The 15222-nt window shown below is 52.9% G+C and carries 14 protein-coding genes; 4 read left to right on the top strand and 10 right to left on the bottom strand.

From position 1 onward, the window contains the following. The first annotated feature begins 148 nt into the window (after positions 1-148). Positions 149-274, top strand: a complete 126-nt coding sequence (locus tag GC101_RS14835) for a DUF4023 family protein (RefSeq protein ID WP_076161612.1) — start codon at positions 149-151, stop codon at positions 272-274. Between the two features lie 156 nt (positions 275-430). Here GC101_RS14835 and GC101_RS14840 read toward each other — a convergent pair whose 3' ends face one another. The 3 genes from GC101_RS14840 to GC101_RS14850 all read right to left on the bottom strand — a co-directional run bounded on the left by GC101_RS14840 (position 431) and on the right by GC101_RS14850 (position 2828). Beyond that, on the bottom strand, positions 431-1147 hold the full coding sequence (locus tag GC101_RS14840) for a stalk domain-containing protein (RefSeq protein ID WP_171717868.1): 717 nt from the start codon (positions 1145-1147) through the stop codon (positions 431-433). A gap of 125 nt (positions 1148-1272) precedes the next feature. Then, positions 1273-1812: a GNAT family N-acetyltransferase gene (locus GC101_RS14845; protein ID WP_171717869.1), complete on the bottom strand. Its 540-nt coding sequence runs from the start codon at positions 1810-1812 to the stop codon at positions 1273-1275. A gap of 188 nt (positions 1813-2000) precedes the next feature. Further along, positions 2001-2828: a methyl-accepting chemotaxis protein gene (locus tag GC101_RS14850; RefSeq protein ID WP_171717870.1), complete on the bottom strand. Its 828-nt coding sequence runs from the start codon at positions 2826-2828 to the stop codon at positions 2001-2003. 295 nt (positions 2829-3123) lie between these two features. Between GC101_RS14850 and GC101_RS14855 the strand changes: the two genes are divergently transcribed. Next, positions 3124-4659 (top strand): acetate--CoA ligase, encoded by a 1536-nt coding sequence (locus tag GC101_RS14855; RefSeq protein WP_171717892.1) that lies wholly within the window; start codon positions 3124-3126, stop codon positions 4657-4659. A gap of 158 nt (positions 4660-4817) precedes the next feature. Here GC101_RS14855 and GC101_RS14860 read toward each other — a convergent pair whose 3' ends face one another. The 5 genes from GC101_RS14860 to GC101_RS14880 form a co-directional block, all read right to left on the bottom strand. Further along, positions 4818-5708, bottom strand: a complete 891-nt coding sequence (locus GC101_RS14860; RefSeq protein ID WP_171717871.1) for a CPBP family intramembrane glutamic endopeptidase — start codon at positions 5706-5708, stop codon at positions 4818-4820. Between the two features lie 108 nt (positions 5709-5816). Beyond that, on the bottom strand, positions 5817-6389 hold the full coding sequence (locus GC101_RS14865) for a hypothetical protein (RefSeq protein WP_076247999.1): 573 nt from the start codon (positions 6387-6389) through the stop codon (positions 5817-5819). Between the two features lie 20 nt (positions 6390-6409). Then, complete coding sequence (locus tag GC101_RS14870) at positions 6410-7369, bottom strand: DUF561 domain-containing protein (RefSeq protein ID WP_171717872.1); 960 nt, start codon at positions 7367-7369, stop codon at positions 6410-6412. A gap of 76 nt (positions 7370-7445) precedes the next feature. After that, complete coding sequence (locus tag GC101_RS14875; RefSeq protein ID WP_042133669.1) at positions 7446-7886, bottom strand: HEAT repeat domain-containing protein; 441 nt, start codon at positions 7884-7886, stop codon at positions 7446-7448. Between the two features lie 135 nt (positions 7887-8021). Next, entirely contained in the window at positions 8022-9275 is a 1254-nt protein-coding gene (locus tag GC101_RS14880; protein WP_171717873.1) for an MFS transporter, read from the bottom strand. A gap of 245 nt (positions 9276-9520) precedes the next feature. Between GC101_RS14880 and GC101_RS14885 the strand changes: the two genes are divergently transcribed. Next, entirely contained in the window at positions 9521-10462 is a 942-nt protein-coding gene (locus tag GC101_RS14885; protein ID WP_171717874.1) for an NADP-dependent oxidoreductase, read from the top strand. Between the two features lie 156 nt (positions 10463-10618). On the opposite strand, the gene GC101_RS14890 is transcribed toward GC101_RS14885, so the two are convergent. Then, positions 10619-11329, bottom strand: coding sequence for a DUF554 domain-containing protein (locus GC101_RS14890; RefSeq protein ID WP_171717875.1), 711 nt, complete (start codon positions 11327-11329; stop codon positions 10619-10621). A 330-nt stretch (positions 11330-11659) separates the two neighbouring features. Between GC101_RS14890 and GC101_RS14895 the strand changes: the two genes are divergently transcribed. Further along, on the top strand, positions 11660-12850 hold the full coding sequence (locus GC101_RS14895) for a nucleotidyltransferase domain-containing protein (protein ID WP_171717876.1): 1191 nt from the start codon (positions 11660-11662) through the stop codon (positions 12848-12850). A 564-nt stretch (positions 12851-13414) separates the two neighbouring features. Here the strand turns inward: GC101_RS14895 and GC101_RS14900 are convergent. Further along, entirely contained in the window at positions 13415-15214 is a 1800-nt protein-coding gene (locus GC101_RS14900; protein WP_171717877.1) for an ABC transporter ATP-binding protein, read from the bottom strand. Positions 15215-15222 lie beyond the last annotated feature (8 nt).

The following is a 15222-nucleotide window of genomic DNA, read 5'->3' on the forward strand; positions in this document are numbered from 1 at the left end:
CTGATTGCAAGCATTATTTCTGAACTCATTCTTAGGCACTTCTCCATCCAATCAGCAAGCGCAATATGTGCGTGCATGAGAATGGGCGGAGATGGATAAAGTAAGTTCAGAGAACACACATGCTATCCAAACTTGTAGGAGGATCTCAATGGACACTCATGAATTCGTGGAGAAATTCCAGGAGAATCAGCGGAAAGCGCTGAAGAACAGAAACCGGGGCAAAGGAACACCTGGAGCCCGCCTGGCGAACAAGCAGCACAGCTCCAATAAATAGGCTACAGCATTCAACAAGAGCTGTATACCAAAAAAGGATGTCTGCAAGAACCAGTTCAGCTGGCTCTGCGGACATCCCTTTTTACTATAAGAACATTCTATAAATATGCTTCTGAAGATTTCTCTGTGTGTTCTATCTCTATAGAAGCAGTAGTGATTATTTATTCAACTTCGCAACGCTTACGGCTACTTTCTCCATTTGTGCTTTGCTGAGCGATTTATCCGGCGAACTGATAGTCACAAAACGGTCTGCCAGCGCAAAGGTCAGCATAGCCGTATCTGAAGGTGTGTACCATTTCGCTTCAGTTCCGTTGGATAGCTTCACGGTAGTTCCGTCATAATCGTAGGAATAATCACGCGGTGATACATTCACCCGCATTTTATTGAACAGGAAGCTTACGCCGTCATCTCCGCCCACAACCTTCTGGAATGCATCCCCGCTGATCATTTGGGCCGGAGCATAAGCTGTTTCAAAGCCCTGGTAGGCGGCGAACGCCTTGGTAATCTCTTCTTTTTGTGCTGCACTGTATTGTACTGCCGCCAAAGTGATAGCTGAACCGTTATCCGGTGTTGGAGTTGTCGTTCCGCTGCCCAGAATGACCTGGTTAGTAGAAGCATTGAATGTTACCGGAACCTTCAGTGCATCCGCCAGCGCCCGGACAGGAAGGTAGGTTGTATCATTATAAGTAATTGGTGACAATGTCTTACCATTGCCGTCTACCGGCGTATAAGCCGCTCCGTTTACTTTGAAGCCGATGCTGTGGTTCAGGTACGCGCTGATCTTCTGCATATTCGTTCCTGCGTATACACCTGCTGAACCTGTAATAGCCATTCCGAATACCATCGTTGCTATGATCATTTTTTTGCTTTTCATTAATATCGTCTCCCTTGTGTGTGTGGTTTGTTTGTGTGTCCCTTGCTATAGATTCATTAAACCATTAACTTGTTTCTAACTTGTATCCGGATTGTAAAGAAGTAATTCCGAATCTGCACCAGGCGTTAACGGCTGTTCGGGACCGTAATCTGGTACACCTCGGTGTAGAGGATATCCCTAAACCGCTGGAATTCCTTCAGGGTAGCTGGCCGGGGATAGGTCATGATGCGCAATGGGAGGTCGGCTTGACCCGCGCGCAGCGGCGGCTGCACATAAGGGTACGGATTCAGATAAAAGCCCAGCCGTTCATAGAATCCGATTCTCCGCTGTTCCATTTCCCCCTCAGGCGGCTCCACCTCCAGCACCACCGGCTTGTCCGATCGGCTAATATAGCGGTTCATCAGCTTCTTGCCGATTCCCCCGCCCCGGATATCCGGGTTAACGGCAATATGCTCAACAAACCGCAATTCAGGAAATTCCCAGACGGCCATGAAAGCGAGCGTCCGGTCCTCTGCATCCTTTTCGGTATACAGGTGATAATTCGGATTCGCCAGCAAGGCCCGCTGCCCGCTATAGGTTCTGATCTCACTTACCGGAAAAGAAGCTTCCATAATTGCGAATATCTCATCAAAGGTTGTTCCGCTGATTGGCGATTGATTGCTCATTTTCTGCTGCCCGCTTTCTGCTGTTTCTGTTGTGTGAAGCGTCTTGTCTTTATTTTACCCGTAATTCCTGTATGAATAACTTCATGGGAAGCAACATTAGACATGTCTGGACCTGCTTATATAAAAAAGATGCCCGGAGGCATCATCTGAGGGTTGTTGCGGCTGCAGTTTATAATATACGTCCGGGCTTAGTCCATATTGGATAAATCATTCGCAGTCCCGGCCACATGCTCAAACGCCCGGCTTAACTCCTGCATCGATTGTCCCTGATGCTGTGAGAATGACATGATGTGCTGGATAGACTGGTCCATCTGCAGAATAGACTGCTTCATCCCTGCCAGCTGGCTGTGGATGTTCTTCACCAGTGCGTGGCTGTCATTAGCCAGCTTGCGGATTTCCGTCGCCACCACGCCGAATCCCCGTCCCTGTTCACCGGCTCTCGCTGCTTCAATTGCTGCATTAAGCCCAAGCATATGTGACTGGTCAGCGATCCGTTTGACGGTGGACAGAATCTCAAAGCTGCTCTCGATATCTTGAACCATAGAATTCGAGCTGCTCACTAACTCGTCCAGTCTTTGGGTAATTCCCATGGAGGAACGGGTCACTTCTTCGGAGGTCGCCGTCATTTCTTCCACCAGGGAGGACAATTCCTGTGCACCCTCCTGAAGCCTTGCCGCCTTGTGATTGGATACCATTGCTGCAATAACACCAATGACTTCACCCTCACGCATGACCGGGACTGCCGTTGAGAGATAGGATATGCCAAAAGCTTCCGGGCCGCGTTCCTCGCGCTGCACTATGCCAGTCTCTAGGGCTGCATACGACACAGTACCTCTGAACTTCTCAATAGGTGCGCCTACCGGAACCTTAAGATCAATCTTCTCACCGGGAAGATAAGCAAGCACCTTGTCCGTATCCGCGAGCACCAGGGCAGCATCCTCGGGATACGTTTTCTGAATCATACTGAGCACATTCTGCAGCTGCCCAAGCTTATCCTCCTGTTTATCCTCCAGCATAACTATCGACCGCCTGTTCCGTAATTTTCAAATATTCAGGTCTGATTATATCACTTAATGAAAAGGGGAATTGAATTTTTCTGAAAATCATGTCGTTCTCCCCTTAAAGAGGAGAACGTTCAAAATAAAAGCTGTCACAGAACATTCTTCTGTACCGTTACGGTGATTTAGCATCTGGTACTAGGAGAACGTGCTATACTATATTTATCAGATTCATCATCATGTTTGCATAGGAGAGGTTCAATTGGATAATCAACGCTGGATCGCACCTGAATTCTACAATCTCACTTCGGAAATGGAGCAGCATCCTGAAGATAAGATTGCCCTTAAATGGTTACAAGAGAACGGGGATTTCGAAGAAATCACCTATGGACGGCTTATGGCTCAGGCTAACCGTCTGGCCGGGGGGCTGTCTGGCCTCGGTCTGAAGCAAGGGGACCGTGTCCTGGTTATGGTACCACGCCGCATTATCGCCTACGTCATCTATCTGGCCTGCCTGAAGCTGGGACTTGCCGTTATTCCATCTTCTGAAATGCTGCGGGCCAAGGATCTGTCCTACCGGCTGCGCCACTCCGAAGCCCGCGCGGTCATTGTCTGGTCGGAGGTTACCGGTGAAGTGAACAAGATCGCCGAAGATCTACCTTCACTGAACTATCGCCTGTCTGTCGGCGAAGCTGAGCTTGGCAACGGCTGGGTAGACCTGGAAGGCCTCATGGACGGACAATCCGACTCCTTCCCTGCGGTTGCCAGCCGCCGGGACGATATCGCCATCCTGGCCTATACTTCTGGTACAACCGGCAACCCGAAGGCCGTAGTCCATACCCACGGCTGGGGATATGCGCATCTGCGGATCACCTCCTCCCTCTGGCTGGATATCCGTGAATCGGATACCGTCTGGGCAACGGCCGCACCGGGCTGGCAGAAGTGGATCTGGAGTCCATTCCTCACTGTACTCGGCAACGGGGCTACCGGCTTCGTCTATAATGGCCCTTTCCATCCGGACCGTTATCTTCAGCTGCTGCAGGATGAGAAGATCGGGGTATTGTGCTGCACACCTACAGAGTACCGTCTGATGGCCAAGACTGAAGGCCTCGCCCAGTACGATCTGTCGAATCTGCGTTGTGCGGTATCCGCCGGTGAGCCGTTGAATCAGGAAGTCATTCACACCTTCCAGCAGCACTTCGATATTACGATCCGCGACGGCTATGGACAAACAGAGAGCACCCTGATCATCGCTGCGCTGAAGGATGAGCCGATCCGTGTCGGCTCCATGGGCAAATCGATTGCTCCCGGTATTGTTGAAGTAATCGACGAGGAAGGACATCCGCTGCCTGCCGGGGTCGTAGGTGATATCGCCGTGCACCTGAGCATGCCTGCCCTGTTCCAGAATTACTACAAAGATCCGGAGCGCAAGGCAAACTGCTCGCACGGGGAGTATTTCGTAACCGGCGACCGGGCGCGCAAGGATGAGGACGGCTACTTCTGGTTCGAAGGCCGCGGGGATGATATCATCATCAGCTCTGGTTATACCATCGGACCGTTTGAAGTAGAAGAAGCATTAATGAAGCATAATCTGGTCAAGGAATGCGCAGTGGTAGCCAGTCCTGACGAGATCCGCGGCTCGGTCGTCAAAGCTTTTGTCGTGCTCAAGGACGGCCATGCCGGCACACCGGAGCTGGCCAAAGAGCTGCAGTCCCATGTCAAGGAACAGACTGCACCTTACAAGTACCCGCGCAAAATCGAATTCATTACGGATCTGCCGAAGACGACCTCCGGCAAAATCCGCAGAATCGAGCTGCGTGAGCAGGAGAAGAAGGCTGCGCAAGAGTAGGCAGCAGCTTGGCCGGCAGCAGCAGGCTGGCGCCTGTTGATTGGAAACGCGCCGATAAGGCCAGTTCCTAATGAACTGGAGAAACAATAAAATCCCCGTTCCTACAGTGACGTAGGAACGGGGATTTTTGTGCTTTTACCTCAAGACAGCCTTAAGCTCTAACGAATACGAATCGAACCTTCCCGTCCCTGTATCCTTGTACCGCGTTTGCCGCTGGACAGAAGCAGTAACGCTGTATACAGAATGACAAGAATAAGTGTGGTGACCAGACTCCCTTCCAGGCCGAACTTGCCCCCGGTCAGCAGCTCATTTCCTTGTAAGGATACCGAATAGATCCCTTTGGGCGTATTCCCGCTCACCGCAACGCCGTATATGTAGCCCTGGAACAGATTCCAGGAAATATGCAGCGCCATCGCAGCGTACAAATTACCTGTCCGGAGAGTCACCCAAGAGAAGATTAAAGCGATAATCACGATATTCAGTCCACTGATCCAGCTATATCCTGGATTCGCCATGTGGGCAAGCGAGAATAAGATGGAGGTCAGGCCCACTGCGGCCGGAATACCGAGCCTTGAGGACAGCAGATGCTGAAGGTATCCTCTGAAGATCACCTCTTCGCAAATTCCGGCCAGCAGTGCCGTAATCACAATATCCGCCGCATCGAGCTGTCCGAACCGGGGCTGTGACCACTCTCCCTGAACCACAGCATTCCCCAGACCCCATAGCACCAGCAGAACGGAGGATAGCAGCAGTGCTCCGCCTGCGAAGCCGGCAGCGAACCGCTTACCGTCAGGCCTGGACAGTCCAATGCTGGACAGCGGACGCTTATGTATTATTCGTACCGTATAACACACGACAATAAACGAATAGATGGCTGTAGATTTGAAGACACGCACCCAGCCGTCCGGATCGAATAGTCCTGTGGAACCCACACGCAGCGATAGACCAAAGGAGACAATTACCGTCAGAAGCGCAATAGCCCCGCCTACCCATAAAATCTCCCAGCCTGCTCTGAGCTGCCCGTTCCGGTTCCTGAATAGAAATTGCATGTGCAGTCACCCTTCCCTTCCTCATCCTCTCATCCGTTAGACGGACCGAAAGGGAAGGGCCCTGCAAAACACTTGAATATATGCAAAATAATCCAGAGCCGCAGCTGCTTACTCCGACCAGTACTTCGCATCCGGATTCAGTGCCGCGCCTACCTCGCCTTCCGTTACCAGATCACAGTCCAGGTAGCCCTCTTCATCCAGGAAATATACCTCCTGCTTATAGAATTCGCACAGGGTCTCCAGGAATTTCTCCGGTGAATCATACATGGTCACCAAATCGCCGTAGTCATGCAGCAGGTCGCATACCCGCTCGACCCCATCCTCAGACCGGTAGTAGCAGATAAAATCACTGCCGTAGTTCGTCAGCAGCGGCAGCACGACCCCGCCGCCGGCATAGCCCTTCTCCTGCAGGATGCCTGACAGTAGCGCCACTTCCTGGCCGTATTCCCCGATATGAATCAGCCGGTAGCCCGGAATGAATTCAACCAGGCTGGGGTCCTCTTCGCTGCTGCCCGTTCCCAGAACCGTGTCATAGATTGCCTGTAAAAGCGGAGGAACCTCGGGGGCATACTCTGAAATAGCGGCACTGCCTCCTGCCGGGGCCTTGCCCAGACTGGCGGTGTAGCCGGGCCGCAATTGCGCGGACAGCTCCAGGAATTCCTGAAATTTATGGGTAAGCATGAAATCATCCTTTTCTTGGATTAATATAGTGCGCCTGTATGAACATCATCGGTCATTTTATATACTTTGCGGCCAACGGTCTTGGCCTCTGCGAACATGGAGGTGATGACCTCCTGCACGGTGGTAATCTCACGTACCAGCCCTGCAATCTGGCCGGCCATTACCGAGCCGTTCTCTGTATCCCCGTCACGGACCGCAAGGCCCAGAGAACCCATTGCCAGTGCCTCCAGCTCCTCTTTACCCGCCCCGCCAGTCTCCAGCCTCATGTACTCCAGCGTCATACGGTTCTTAATGCTGCGCACAGGAATACCAAGCGAACGGCCGGTTACCAGCGTATCGCCGTCTTGAGCGGCAATAACCGCCTGCTTAAACTGCTCATGGGCCGGACATTCGATTGTCGCCAGGAAGCGCGTGCCCACCTGCACTCCTTGCGCTCCCAGTGCAAAAGCCGCCGCCGCTCCCCGGCCATCGGCGATTCCGCCGGCAGCAATGACGGGAATGGCTACAGCATCGGCAACCTGTGGAACAAGCACCATGGTTGTAGTCTCGCCCACATGACCGCCCGCCTCTGTGCCTTCGGCCACAATCGCGTCGACTCCCAGCGCCTCCATTTTCCGCGCAATCTGCACAGAAGGAACTACAGGAATGACTACTATGCCCGCTGTCTTCCACATAGCCACATAATTCTTGGGCGAACCCGCTCCTGTGGTCACGACCTTCACGCCTTCGTCTATCACCAGTTGCGCCAGTTCATCCCGGTTGAGAGCCATCAGCATCAGGTTGACGCCGAAGGGCTTAGCCGTCAGGCTTTTACACTTATGAATTTCTTCCCGCAGCCGGTCCGCACTCATCCCGCCGGAGGCAATGACCCCCAGTCCCCCCGCATTCGACACCGCTGCTGCCAGTTCGGCGTAGGCAATCTGCGCCATGGCCCCCTGGATTATCGGATAGGTGATCCCCAGCATTCTTGCAATACTCATGATCCTTCCCCCTTATCACATCAAAAAGCGGATCGATAAGGAAGGCTCCCCCATCTCTCCGCTTGCTGCGCTCTACCTATTTGGTGGCCGAAACCCACATTTTCTCCAGCCATTCATCGAAATTCTCGCCCTTCTCGCCTTCATAGGCATCGTAGACGTCAACCCGCATCTTCTTCAGCTTCTCTTTGAACTCTTCGTAAGAATGGTCTTTCGGAAGACTCTTCTTAATCCGCAGAATAATCTTCGATACCCCTCTGAACAGCTCGGCCTTGTTCTTAGACGGAACCTTGACCTCTTCGCCGAAGGCTCTCAGCTTGTTGTACGCGGCTTCTTGAACGGTATATACAGGATCGCTGATCATCAGACGATTAAGGATATCAATAATTTGTTTGTGGTTGTAGCGGCCCAGCTCTTCCACTGCTTCAAGACGCGCTCTCCAATCCGCGGAGCGGCCGGCGGCTTTCTTCAGTTCCTCATAATTCTCTGGCAGCTCTTGGATTACTTCTTCATTATTCAAACGATACAATCCCCTTCTTGGTTAAATCTGATATATAGAACGTTTATCTTACATAGTGCAATTCTACAGTACTGTACTCCTTGATTTCAATCTTTTGTACAAACATTCATGCGATTCCGGAGCAACCGGCAGATCTTACTCATTCCCTCCGGCATTCTCCGCTTCAGCACCAGGCACAGCAGCAGGCTTGCCTGCTTCGATCAGCACCTTATTACCCAGCAGGAAAAAGCCTTGGATAAACAGCAGCACCCCCGTAATGATCAGCAGCCATTCAATCTGTATGAGATCGGCCAACGGTCCAAAGACCAGCATGCCCAGCGGCATCATCGAACTCGAAATCATGCCCAGCACCCCGAAGACCCGGCCCAGGTAATCCGGCTCCACCTTCTCCTGCAGCAGAACTGTGGAGGGGGTATTGAAGAACGGCAGCGCCAGTCCCACCAGCCCCATTACCGCAAGATAAATCCAGAAGACCGGAATTACACCCAGCGCAAACGTGCATATCCCGACGGCAAGGGCCGATAAGGTCATCGTATGAACCCGGTTCCGGAAACCCGGCCAGACGGCCATCAGCAGCCCGCCAAGCATCATCCCGATCGAGAACGTAATCTCAATGGCGGTCAGCCGCCAGATATCCCCGCCAAAGGTTCGCGTAACCTGCAGCGGAGTCAGAAACGACACCGGGGCCGCCAGCACAAAGAAAAAAGCACAGAAAATAAAAAAGCTTCTAATATAAGCATGCTGCCGGATATAGCTGAAGCCCTGGCGCAGATCACTCAAATAGCTGAGCGTCTGCTCTGCAGCAGCTTTGGCGTGAAGCGGCACCTGCACGAAGAAAAACATCGTCATAACCGCCACTGCAGCAGTAATCACATCGATGAAAAATATAATTTCAATACTCGCCATGCTCAGCAGGGCTCCGCTCAGCATCGGGGACAGCAGCATCACCATTGCCTGAATGCTGCCGTTGATTCCGCTGATCCGGGTCAGTTTGTCTTCCGGCACCAGCTGCGGCAGCATGGCTGCTACAGCCGGTGTCTGCACTCCGCCTCCAAGCGCCCGCAGGGCAGACACCACAAAAAGCAGCCACATCTGGTCGTACCCCAGCAGAAACAATATCGCCAGAACCAGCGTCGAAGCCGCAATAATGGAATCCGAGAGGACAATCAGCCATTTGCGGCTGTAACGGTCTGCCCAGACCCCCGCAAAGGGCGACAAGAGAAACATCGGCACAAATCCGCAGATAATCGCTAACGTCATCATTACTCCGGACTGTGTATTCAGGGTAATATACCAGAGAATCGCATACTGGACCAGTGAAGATCCGAACAGCGAGACGGTCTGGCTGGTAAGGAAAAAGGCAATATTTTTCTTCCAGTCAGTGTTCATTGTCAGGGGATTCCTCCTCTTTCTCAGCACTTTAGAGTCATATTCTAGCATAGTTTCCACAGCGCTACCTAATGGATTTCAACCAAGCAGGAATGGTTTGCCGTCCTTTTTCAGGACGCTACCGTTTCAGCGAGAAAGATAAGATAATTTATGCGCAGAGCATATAAATTCTTAGCTTTTAAATACATCTGCAAAAGTATAGTATGTACAAACGAATCCGCAAGCAGTATAGGAGGTTACCATCAATGAAAGCCATCGCTATTCATGCGTTCGGCCCCGCCGGAAATTTAACAGAGATTGATATCCCCGTTCCCATTCCGGGTGAGCATGAAATTCTGATTGAAATGTATGCGACTTCTGTTAATCCGGCGGACTTGAAGGTCAGGGAGGGCTCATTGCCTGCTGGCAGCGGACACACACCTGCCTTCCCGCTGATCCCCGGAATAGACGTTGCCGGAGTGGTCGTGAGCACAGGCAGCGGAGTAAGCCGGTTCAAGCCGGGTGATGCGGTGTTTGGGCTGATGCAGGTTAAGAAGGGCGGGGCCTACGCGGAATATACATTGGCAAACGGCCAGGAGCTGGCGCCGATTCCCCCGGGGTTATCCTTTGAAGCAGCTGGCGCTCTGCCTGCTGCCGGACTTGCCGCCTGGCAGGCGCTTGCCAGTGCCAGGGTCTCCAGCCGGGACCGCGTGCTGGTTCACGACGGCGCGGGAGGTATCGGCAGCTTGGCTATCCAGCTTGCCAAGCTCCGGGGAGCTACCGTGATTACGACGGTAAGCGGTGATGAGCTTGATCTGGCCTGGGGCATCGGAGCCGACCAGGCGATAGACCGGCAAGAGCAGGATTTCGCCGCTATTCTCGGGCAGAGCATAGATGTTGTGATCGACACCGCCGGAGGTCTGATCCTGAACCGGAGCTTCGCGGTTCTTGCACCGGGCGGGAGGCTGATCTCCACTGCGGAGCGGCCTGACCCGGTACAAGCGGCGGCTGGGGACATCACTGCAGCGTACCTCACTCCCGCCGCCGACCCGTTCCAGTTAGCCGAGCTGGCCCGGCTGACGGCCGAGCGCCGGCTGAAGCTGCTTATCAGCCAGTCTTTCCCGCTCACTGCAGAAGGACTGCGCAGCGCACATCTGCTCAGCGAAGGCCGGCAGGCTCAGGGCAAAATCGCTATCACAATCAAATAACGGTCCGGCAATGCGCATGCCCGTTCATCTGATATAAGGCAAGGATACCTCCACTTCAAGACCCTTTATGGGCTAAGTGGGGGTAGTTGATTATAGAAATATTAGCCGTCTCACCACAAGTTCAAGCGGAGGAAATCCCGTATGGCCCAGATTTTCTCAATTCAGTTGAAATCCATGCACCAGCACGACCAGCAGTACAGCCACAAGAATGCCGGGCAGAAGGTTGGCTACCTTGATCTTGGTAATTCCCAGCAGATTCAGGCCGATCGCCATGATCATAATACCTCCCGCTGCGGTCATCTCAGCAATACAGTCGTTCAGCAGCGCTTCAGGTACAAACCGGGTAATCTGTGTAGCAAGCAGAGCAATAATCCCTTCATATAGAACAACAGGGACCGCCGAGAACAGAACACCGACTCCCAGCGTCGAGGTCAGAATAATGGAAATGAATCCGTCCATAATCGCTTTGGTGTATAGAATCTGATGATCACCTTTGATGCCGCTGTCCAGGGCTCCGAGAATGGCCATCGCACCCACCACAAACACCAGGCTTGCCGTGACGAATCCCAGCGAGATACTCCCCTGTCCGCCTGCCCCCACTCTACGCTCCAGCCAATTCCCTGCGCGGGTGAACCTGTCTTCAATGTTGATCCATTCACCGGCTACCGCCCCGATCACAAGGCTTAGAATGACGATCAGGAAATTCCCGCTTTTGAGGCCCATCTGCACCCCCAGCACAACAATCGCCAGCCCAATCCCGTTCATCACCGTGTTCTTCATACTCTCCGGTATCCGTTCCAGCAGCTTGCCCAGCATTGTTCCGATAATAATAGCTACTCCATTCACCAAAGCTCCCAACAGCACCATCGCTCAGCAGTTCCCCTAACTATAATTTCTCTCTTATCCTAGCATTATAGGGGTAACAGGCACTGTAGCGTCAAGAGTGTTGCCGCTTGACTAGATGCACATGGCCCATCAGGATTACATCGCCAGATTAAATTGACAGATTTCTGTTAACGATGGTACGCTCACTAATATCATTCTCTAAACACAAGTAGAAACGGCCAGCCTTCCTAAGAAGGACGGTATCCGTTTCAGCGGGAAAGATAAGGACATTCTAATGCGTCAGGCATATATATTCTTATCTTTGAACAAATCCGGTGCGGATCTGTTCAAAGCCAAGTAAGGAGAGTCTCTATGAATGAACGGCCTACCCTCGATAAGGGGAGCTTATCTAAGGAAACATTACTTCTTCTTGCGCTTTTAACTTCTGAGAATATCAATGAAACGGCACACCAGAATCCGCAGCTGTTCACGGGCCTGGACTGGGATGTATTCTTGCGGCTTACCTTGCATCACCGGGTATATCCATATTTGTACCCCAAGCTCAGCCGGATGGATGGGGATGTGATTCCTGCCAGCGTCCTGGAGCGGATAAAAATGGAGTATCGCCGCAATACCGTCCAGATGCTTCAGCTCAGCGGTGAAATGAGTAACCTCGGCACTCAGCTGGCCGAATTGAATATCCGCTGTCTATTCCTCAAGGGTCCGGTGCTTGCGCAGGCGTTGTACGGAGATATCTCGCTGCGGACCTCACGGGATCTTGATTTCCTGGTGCCGATGGCGCAGCTGCAGGATACGGAAGCCCTGCTGATCCGTCTGGGGTATGTGAAGGAAGAAACGTTCGAGAGCATACTCGGAGACTGGAAATGGCGGGAGCATCATACTACATTCAATCATCCGGTCAGTAAAATCAAGGCGGAGGTACACTGGAGATTAAGCCCGGGGCCGTCCAAAGAACCCGATTTCGATACCCTGTGGAAGCATGCGCGGACAAGCAGCCCATTCGGCCGCAATGTCCACTACCTGGGCCAGGAGGATCTGTTCCTGTTCCTGGCTGCCCATGGAGCCAGACATGGATGGTCCCGGCTGAGATGGCTGCTGGACATCAAAATGCTGCTGTTGCAGCAGCCCGACTCCGCTGTATTGACCCGGCTGCTGCGGCGCTACAATTACAGTGCTGTAGGCGGACAGGCACTTATTCTGGCAGCCGGTCTGCTGGACGCGGAGATAGAGCCCGGATTGTCCGCTCTGACGGACCAACCCAAAGCCCGCAGATTAGCGCAGCGCGCCCTGTTCTATGTGGCGCGGATGGTCAATCTGCACAACCCTCCGCTGGAGCCGGAGGTCGAGCGTCATTATAAATATTACCAGCCGGCAATTCTATCCCCCTGGCATAAGGTGCTCTATGTAACCGGCTTTATGTATCCTTATGCAGCGGATGCGAAGACACTGCCGCTGCCGGAGGCGCTGCATTTCTTGTATTTCCCCCTCCGTCCTTTCCTGTGGAGCTGGCGGAAGGTAACGGGTTCAGAGAAACGGATATAGCGGGCGGGATGCGGGAACCGCACTTTACTCAACAACCACACGAGTTGCCGGTCAATCGCGGGCGGGACTGGTCGGACTGGTCGGACTTGCGGGACTAACGGAATAAACACTTAAACACTTAAATCCTCACTTCTGATTGATTGCCGGCAGAATTGAGTCTCTTAAGTAAGCAATGCGGGCATAAATGTAACCTTAAATAAGCAATATAGGCATAAATGTTGTACGTTTTGCAACTTTGACTTCTGGATCGCAGGGTTTTGGGGAGGATTGTTGTACAAAATACAAGAATAATCCTGCAAAGCCGCTTGAGAACGGCGAAATGCTGCATTTTGTACAACAATATTGGATTTGAGCCGTTAACATGAGGAAAATGTTGTATTCTGTGCAGGATTTTATAAAGTTACCGGTTCATTACCGCGAACAGGGGATCGTTAGCGGAGGATTAGTGGATGAATCAAGAAATTCATGCTACAGTTCATCAGCCATCCGGAAGTCCAAGATCACCGCAGTGACATCCAGCGTAGGCTAAAGACAATATAGGGGAGGGGCTAATTAGCCCCTCCCCTATATTGCTTCTTCCTGCCCGCTAAGCAGACGGCTGAACATGCCGCCCTTCTCTGAAGCCAGGCCGCTGTATATCCCTTGCTGGATCACCCGTCCCTGGTCGATGACCAGAATCTGATCGGCTCCCCGGATGGTGGACAGGCGGTGGGCAATGACGATGACCGTCACCGATGCCTTCAGCCGCTCCAGCGCCTCCTGAATCCGCTTCTCATTCTCGGTATCGAGCGCACTTGTCGCTTCATCAAGCACAAGGATGGACGGCTTGCGGATAATCGCGCGCGCCAGTACCAGACGCTGTCGTTCCCCGCCGGACAGGCGTACGCCGCGGTCGCCGAGCAGCGTATCCAGTCCGTCCGGCAGCTTGCGCACAAAGTCAGCCGATGACGCAAACTCCAGCGCCTCCCACAATTCCGCTTCCTCCGCATCCGGCTTGATCATCGTCAGATTGTCACGGATGGTCGCATTGTACAGAAAAGGGTCCTGCGCAACATACCCGATGGATCTCCGGTAGGACAGCAGCCGATCACCTGTAATAGGTGCACCGTCAGCCAGGATCTCGCCGGTCTCCGGCTGCATCAGTCCCATGAGCAGATCAACGAGCGTGCTCTTCCCGGCGCCCGAACGTCCGACTATGGCGGTCATCTTCCGGGCCGGAATCGAGACATTTACGTTCTGAAGCGAATATTCCGGTTCATGCGGATGATAGCGGAAGTCAACATTTCTGGCTTCAAGACTATGCTTCAAGATCATAGGGGCTACAGCTTCCTTGCCTTCTACACGGTCATGCTCCACAGCGGCAAGACATTCGTCCTGCAGCAACTGCAGCTGCTTGAAGGAGGGCAGTACGGAGGCGAGCTGCTCCATCAGCGACTGCAGGGTAGAGAATGTCGGCCACAGCCGGGTAAATACCAGAATAACCAGCAGCAGATTAGGACCCTCTGCTTGCATAAACCGGAAGGAGACGAAGATAAACACGGCAATCAGCAGTGTAGAGGACAACTTGTACAGCAGCTGCGAGTTCGAACGCAGGCGGGTATAGTCCAGCTGCTCCTGCTTCACCTCTCCGGTGAAGGCATGCAGCCACTCCAGCCGGGAATGCTCCAGATTATTGCTTTTGATATCCTTGATTCCGTTCAGCTGATCCGTTATTCCGCCCAAATAGGTCTTGCCGAGCTCCGTGCTGCGGCTGCCCAGCTTCTTAGCCTTACGGATGAAGCGGCGGGAGAACAGGGACAACAGGACAGCGCAGACAAGTACGGAGAGCGTCATCTTGGGGGACAGCCAGAAGGCGAAGCCGATCTGCACCAGCGTGAACAGCAGCGAGGTAAGAAACTGCAGGAAGCAGCTGATGCCGGCAAGCACTCTGGCCAGTTCCGTGGTCATCACGTTGATCAAATCGGAGGTGCGCTTTTTCAGAAAAAAAGACCATTCGGCCCGCAGCAACGCGCTGTATACCTCATAACGCAGCTGTCTGCCGTAGGTCTGCTGAATCTCCACATTGCGGATGGCCACGGACCGTGAGATCAGATTCTGGCAGAGCACAATGAGCACATAACCGCCAAGCACCAGCAGGAGCGCCGTGGTCTGCGGCAGTTCGGAGATGAAGCCAAGCATCGGAAGATGAAGACCGGCGGCGGCTGTGCCGCCTAACTGAATACCAGCCATACCCAGCATAGGTACAAGCAGCAATATGGCAGAGCTCTCCAGCAGACCACTGATCACCATACCGGACAAATTGAGATATAGTTTAGCTCCCGACAAGCGCTGAAGCTGCCGGAAATAATAGATTATCGCTTGCATGGACCCAC

This window comes from Paenibacillus phytohabitans, assembly GCF_013141775.1.
Taxonomy (GTDB): Bacteria; Bacillota; Bacilli; order Paenibacillales; family Paenibacillaceae; genus Paenibacillus_AQ; species Paenibacillus_AQ phytohabitans.

Coding starts and splice junctions, on each gene's coding strand:
- GC101_RS14835 (WP_076161612.1), top strand. CDS start 149: ATGGACACTCATGAATTCGTGGAGAAATTCCAGGAGAATCAGCGGAAA.
- GC101_RS14840 (WP_171717868.1), bottom strand. CDS start 1,147: ATGAAAAGCAAAAAAATGATCATAGCAACGATGGTATTCGGAATGGCT.
- GC101_RS14845 (WP_171717869.1), bottom strand. CDS start 1,812: ATGAGCAATCAATCGCCAATCAGCGGAACAACCTTTGATGAGATATTC.
- GC101_RS14850 (WP_171717870.1), bottom strand. CDS start 2,828: ATGCTGGAGGATAAACAGGAGGATAAGCTTGGGCAGCTGCAGAATGTG.
- GC101_RS14855 (WP_171717892.1), top strand. CDS start 3,124: ATGGAGCAGCATCCTGAAGATAAGATTGCCCTTAAATGGTTACAAGAG.
- GC101_RS14860 (WP_171717871.1), bottom strand. CDS start 5,708: ATGCAATTTCTATTCAGGAACCGGAACGGGCAGCTCAGAGCAGGCTGG.
- GC101_RS14865 (WP_076247999.1), bottom strand. CDS start 6,389: ATGCTTACCCATAAATTTCAGGAATTCCTGGAGCTGTCCGCGCAATTG.
- GC101_RS14870 (WP_171717872.1), bottom strand. CDS start 7,369: ATGAGTATTGCAAGAATGCTGGGGATCACCTATCCGATAATCCAGGGG.
- GC101_RS14880 (WP_171717873.1), bottom strand. CDS start 9,275: ATGAACACTGACTGGAAGAAAAATATTGCCTTTTTCCTTACCAGCCAG.
- GC101_RS14885 (WP_171717874.1), top strand. CDS start 9,521: ATGAAAGCCATCGCTATTCATGCGTTCGGCCCCGCCGGAAATTTAACA.
- GC101_RS14890 (WP_171717875.1), bottom strand. CDS start 11,329: ATGGTGCTGTTGGGAGCTTTGGTGAATGGAGTAGCTATTATTATCGGA.
- GC101_RS14895 (WP_171717876.1), top strand. CDS start 11,660: ATGAATGAACGGCCTACCCTCGATAAGGGGAGCTTATCTAAGGAAACA.
- GC101_RS14900 (WP_171717877.1), bottom strand. CDS start 15,214: ATGCAAGCGATAATCTATTATTTCCGGCAGCTTCAGCGCTTGTCGGGA.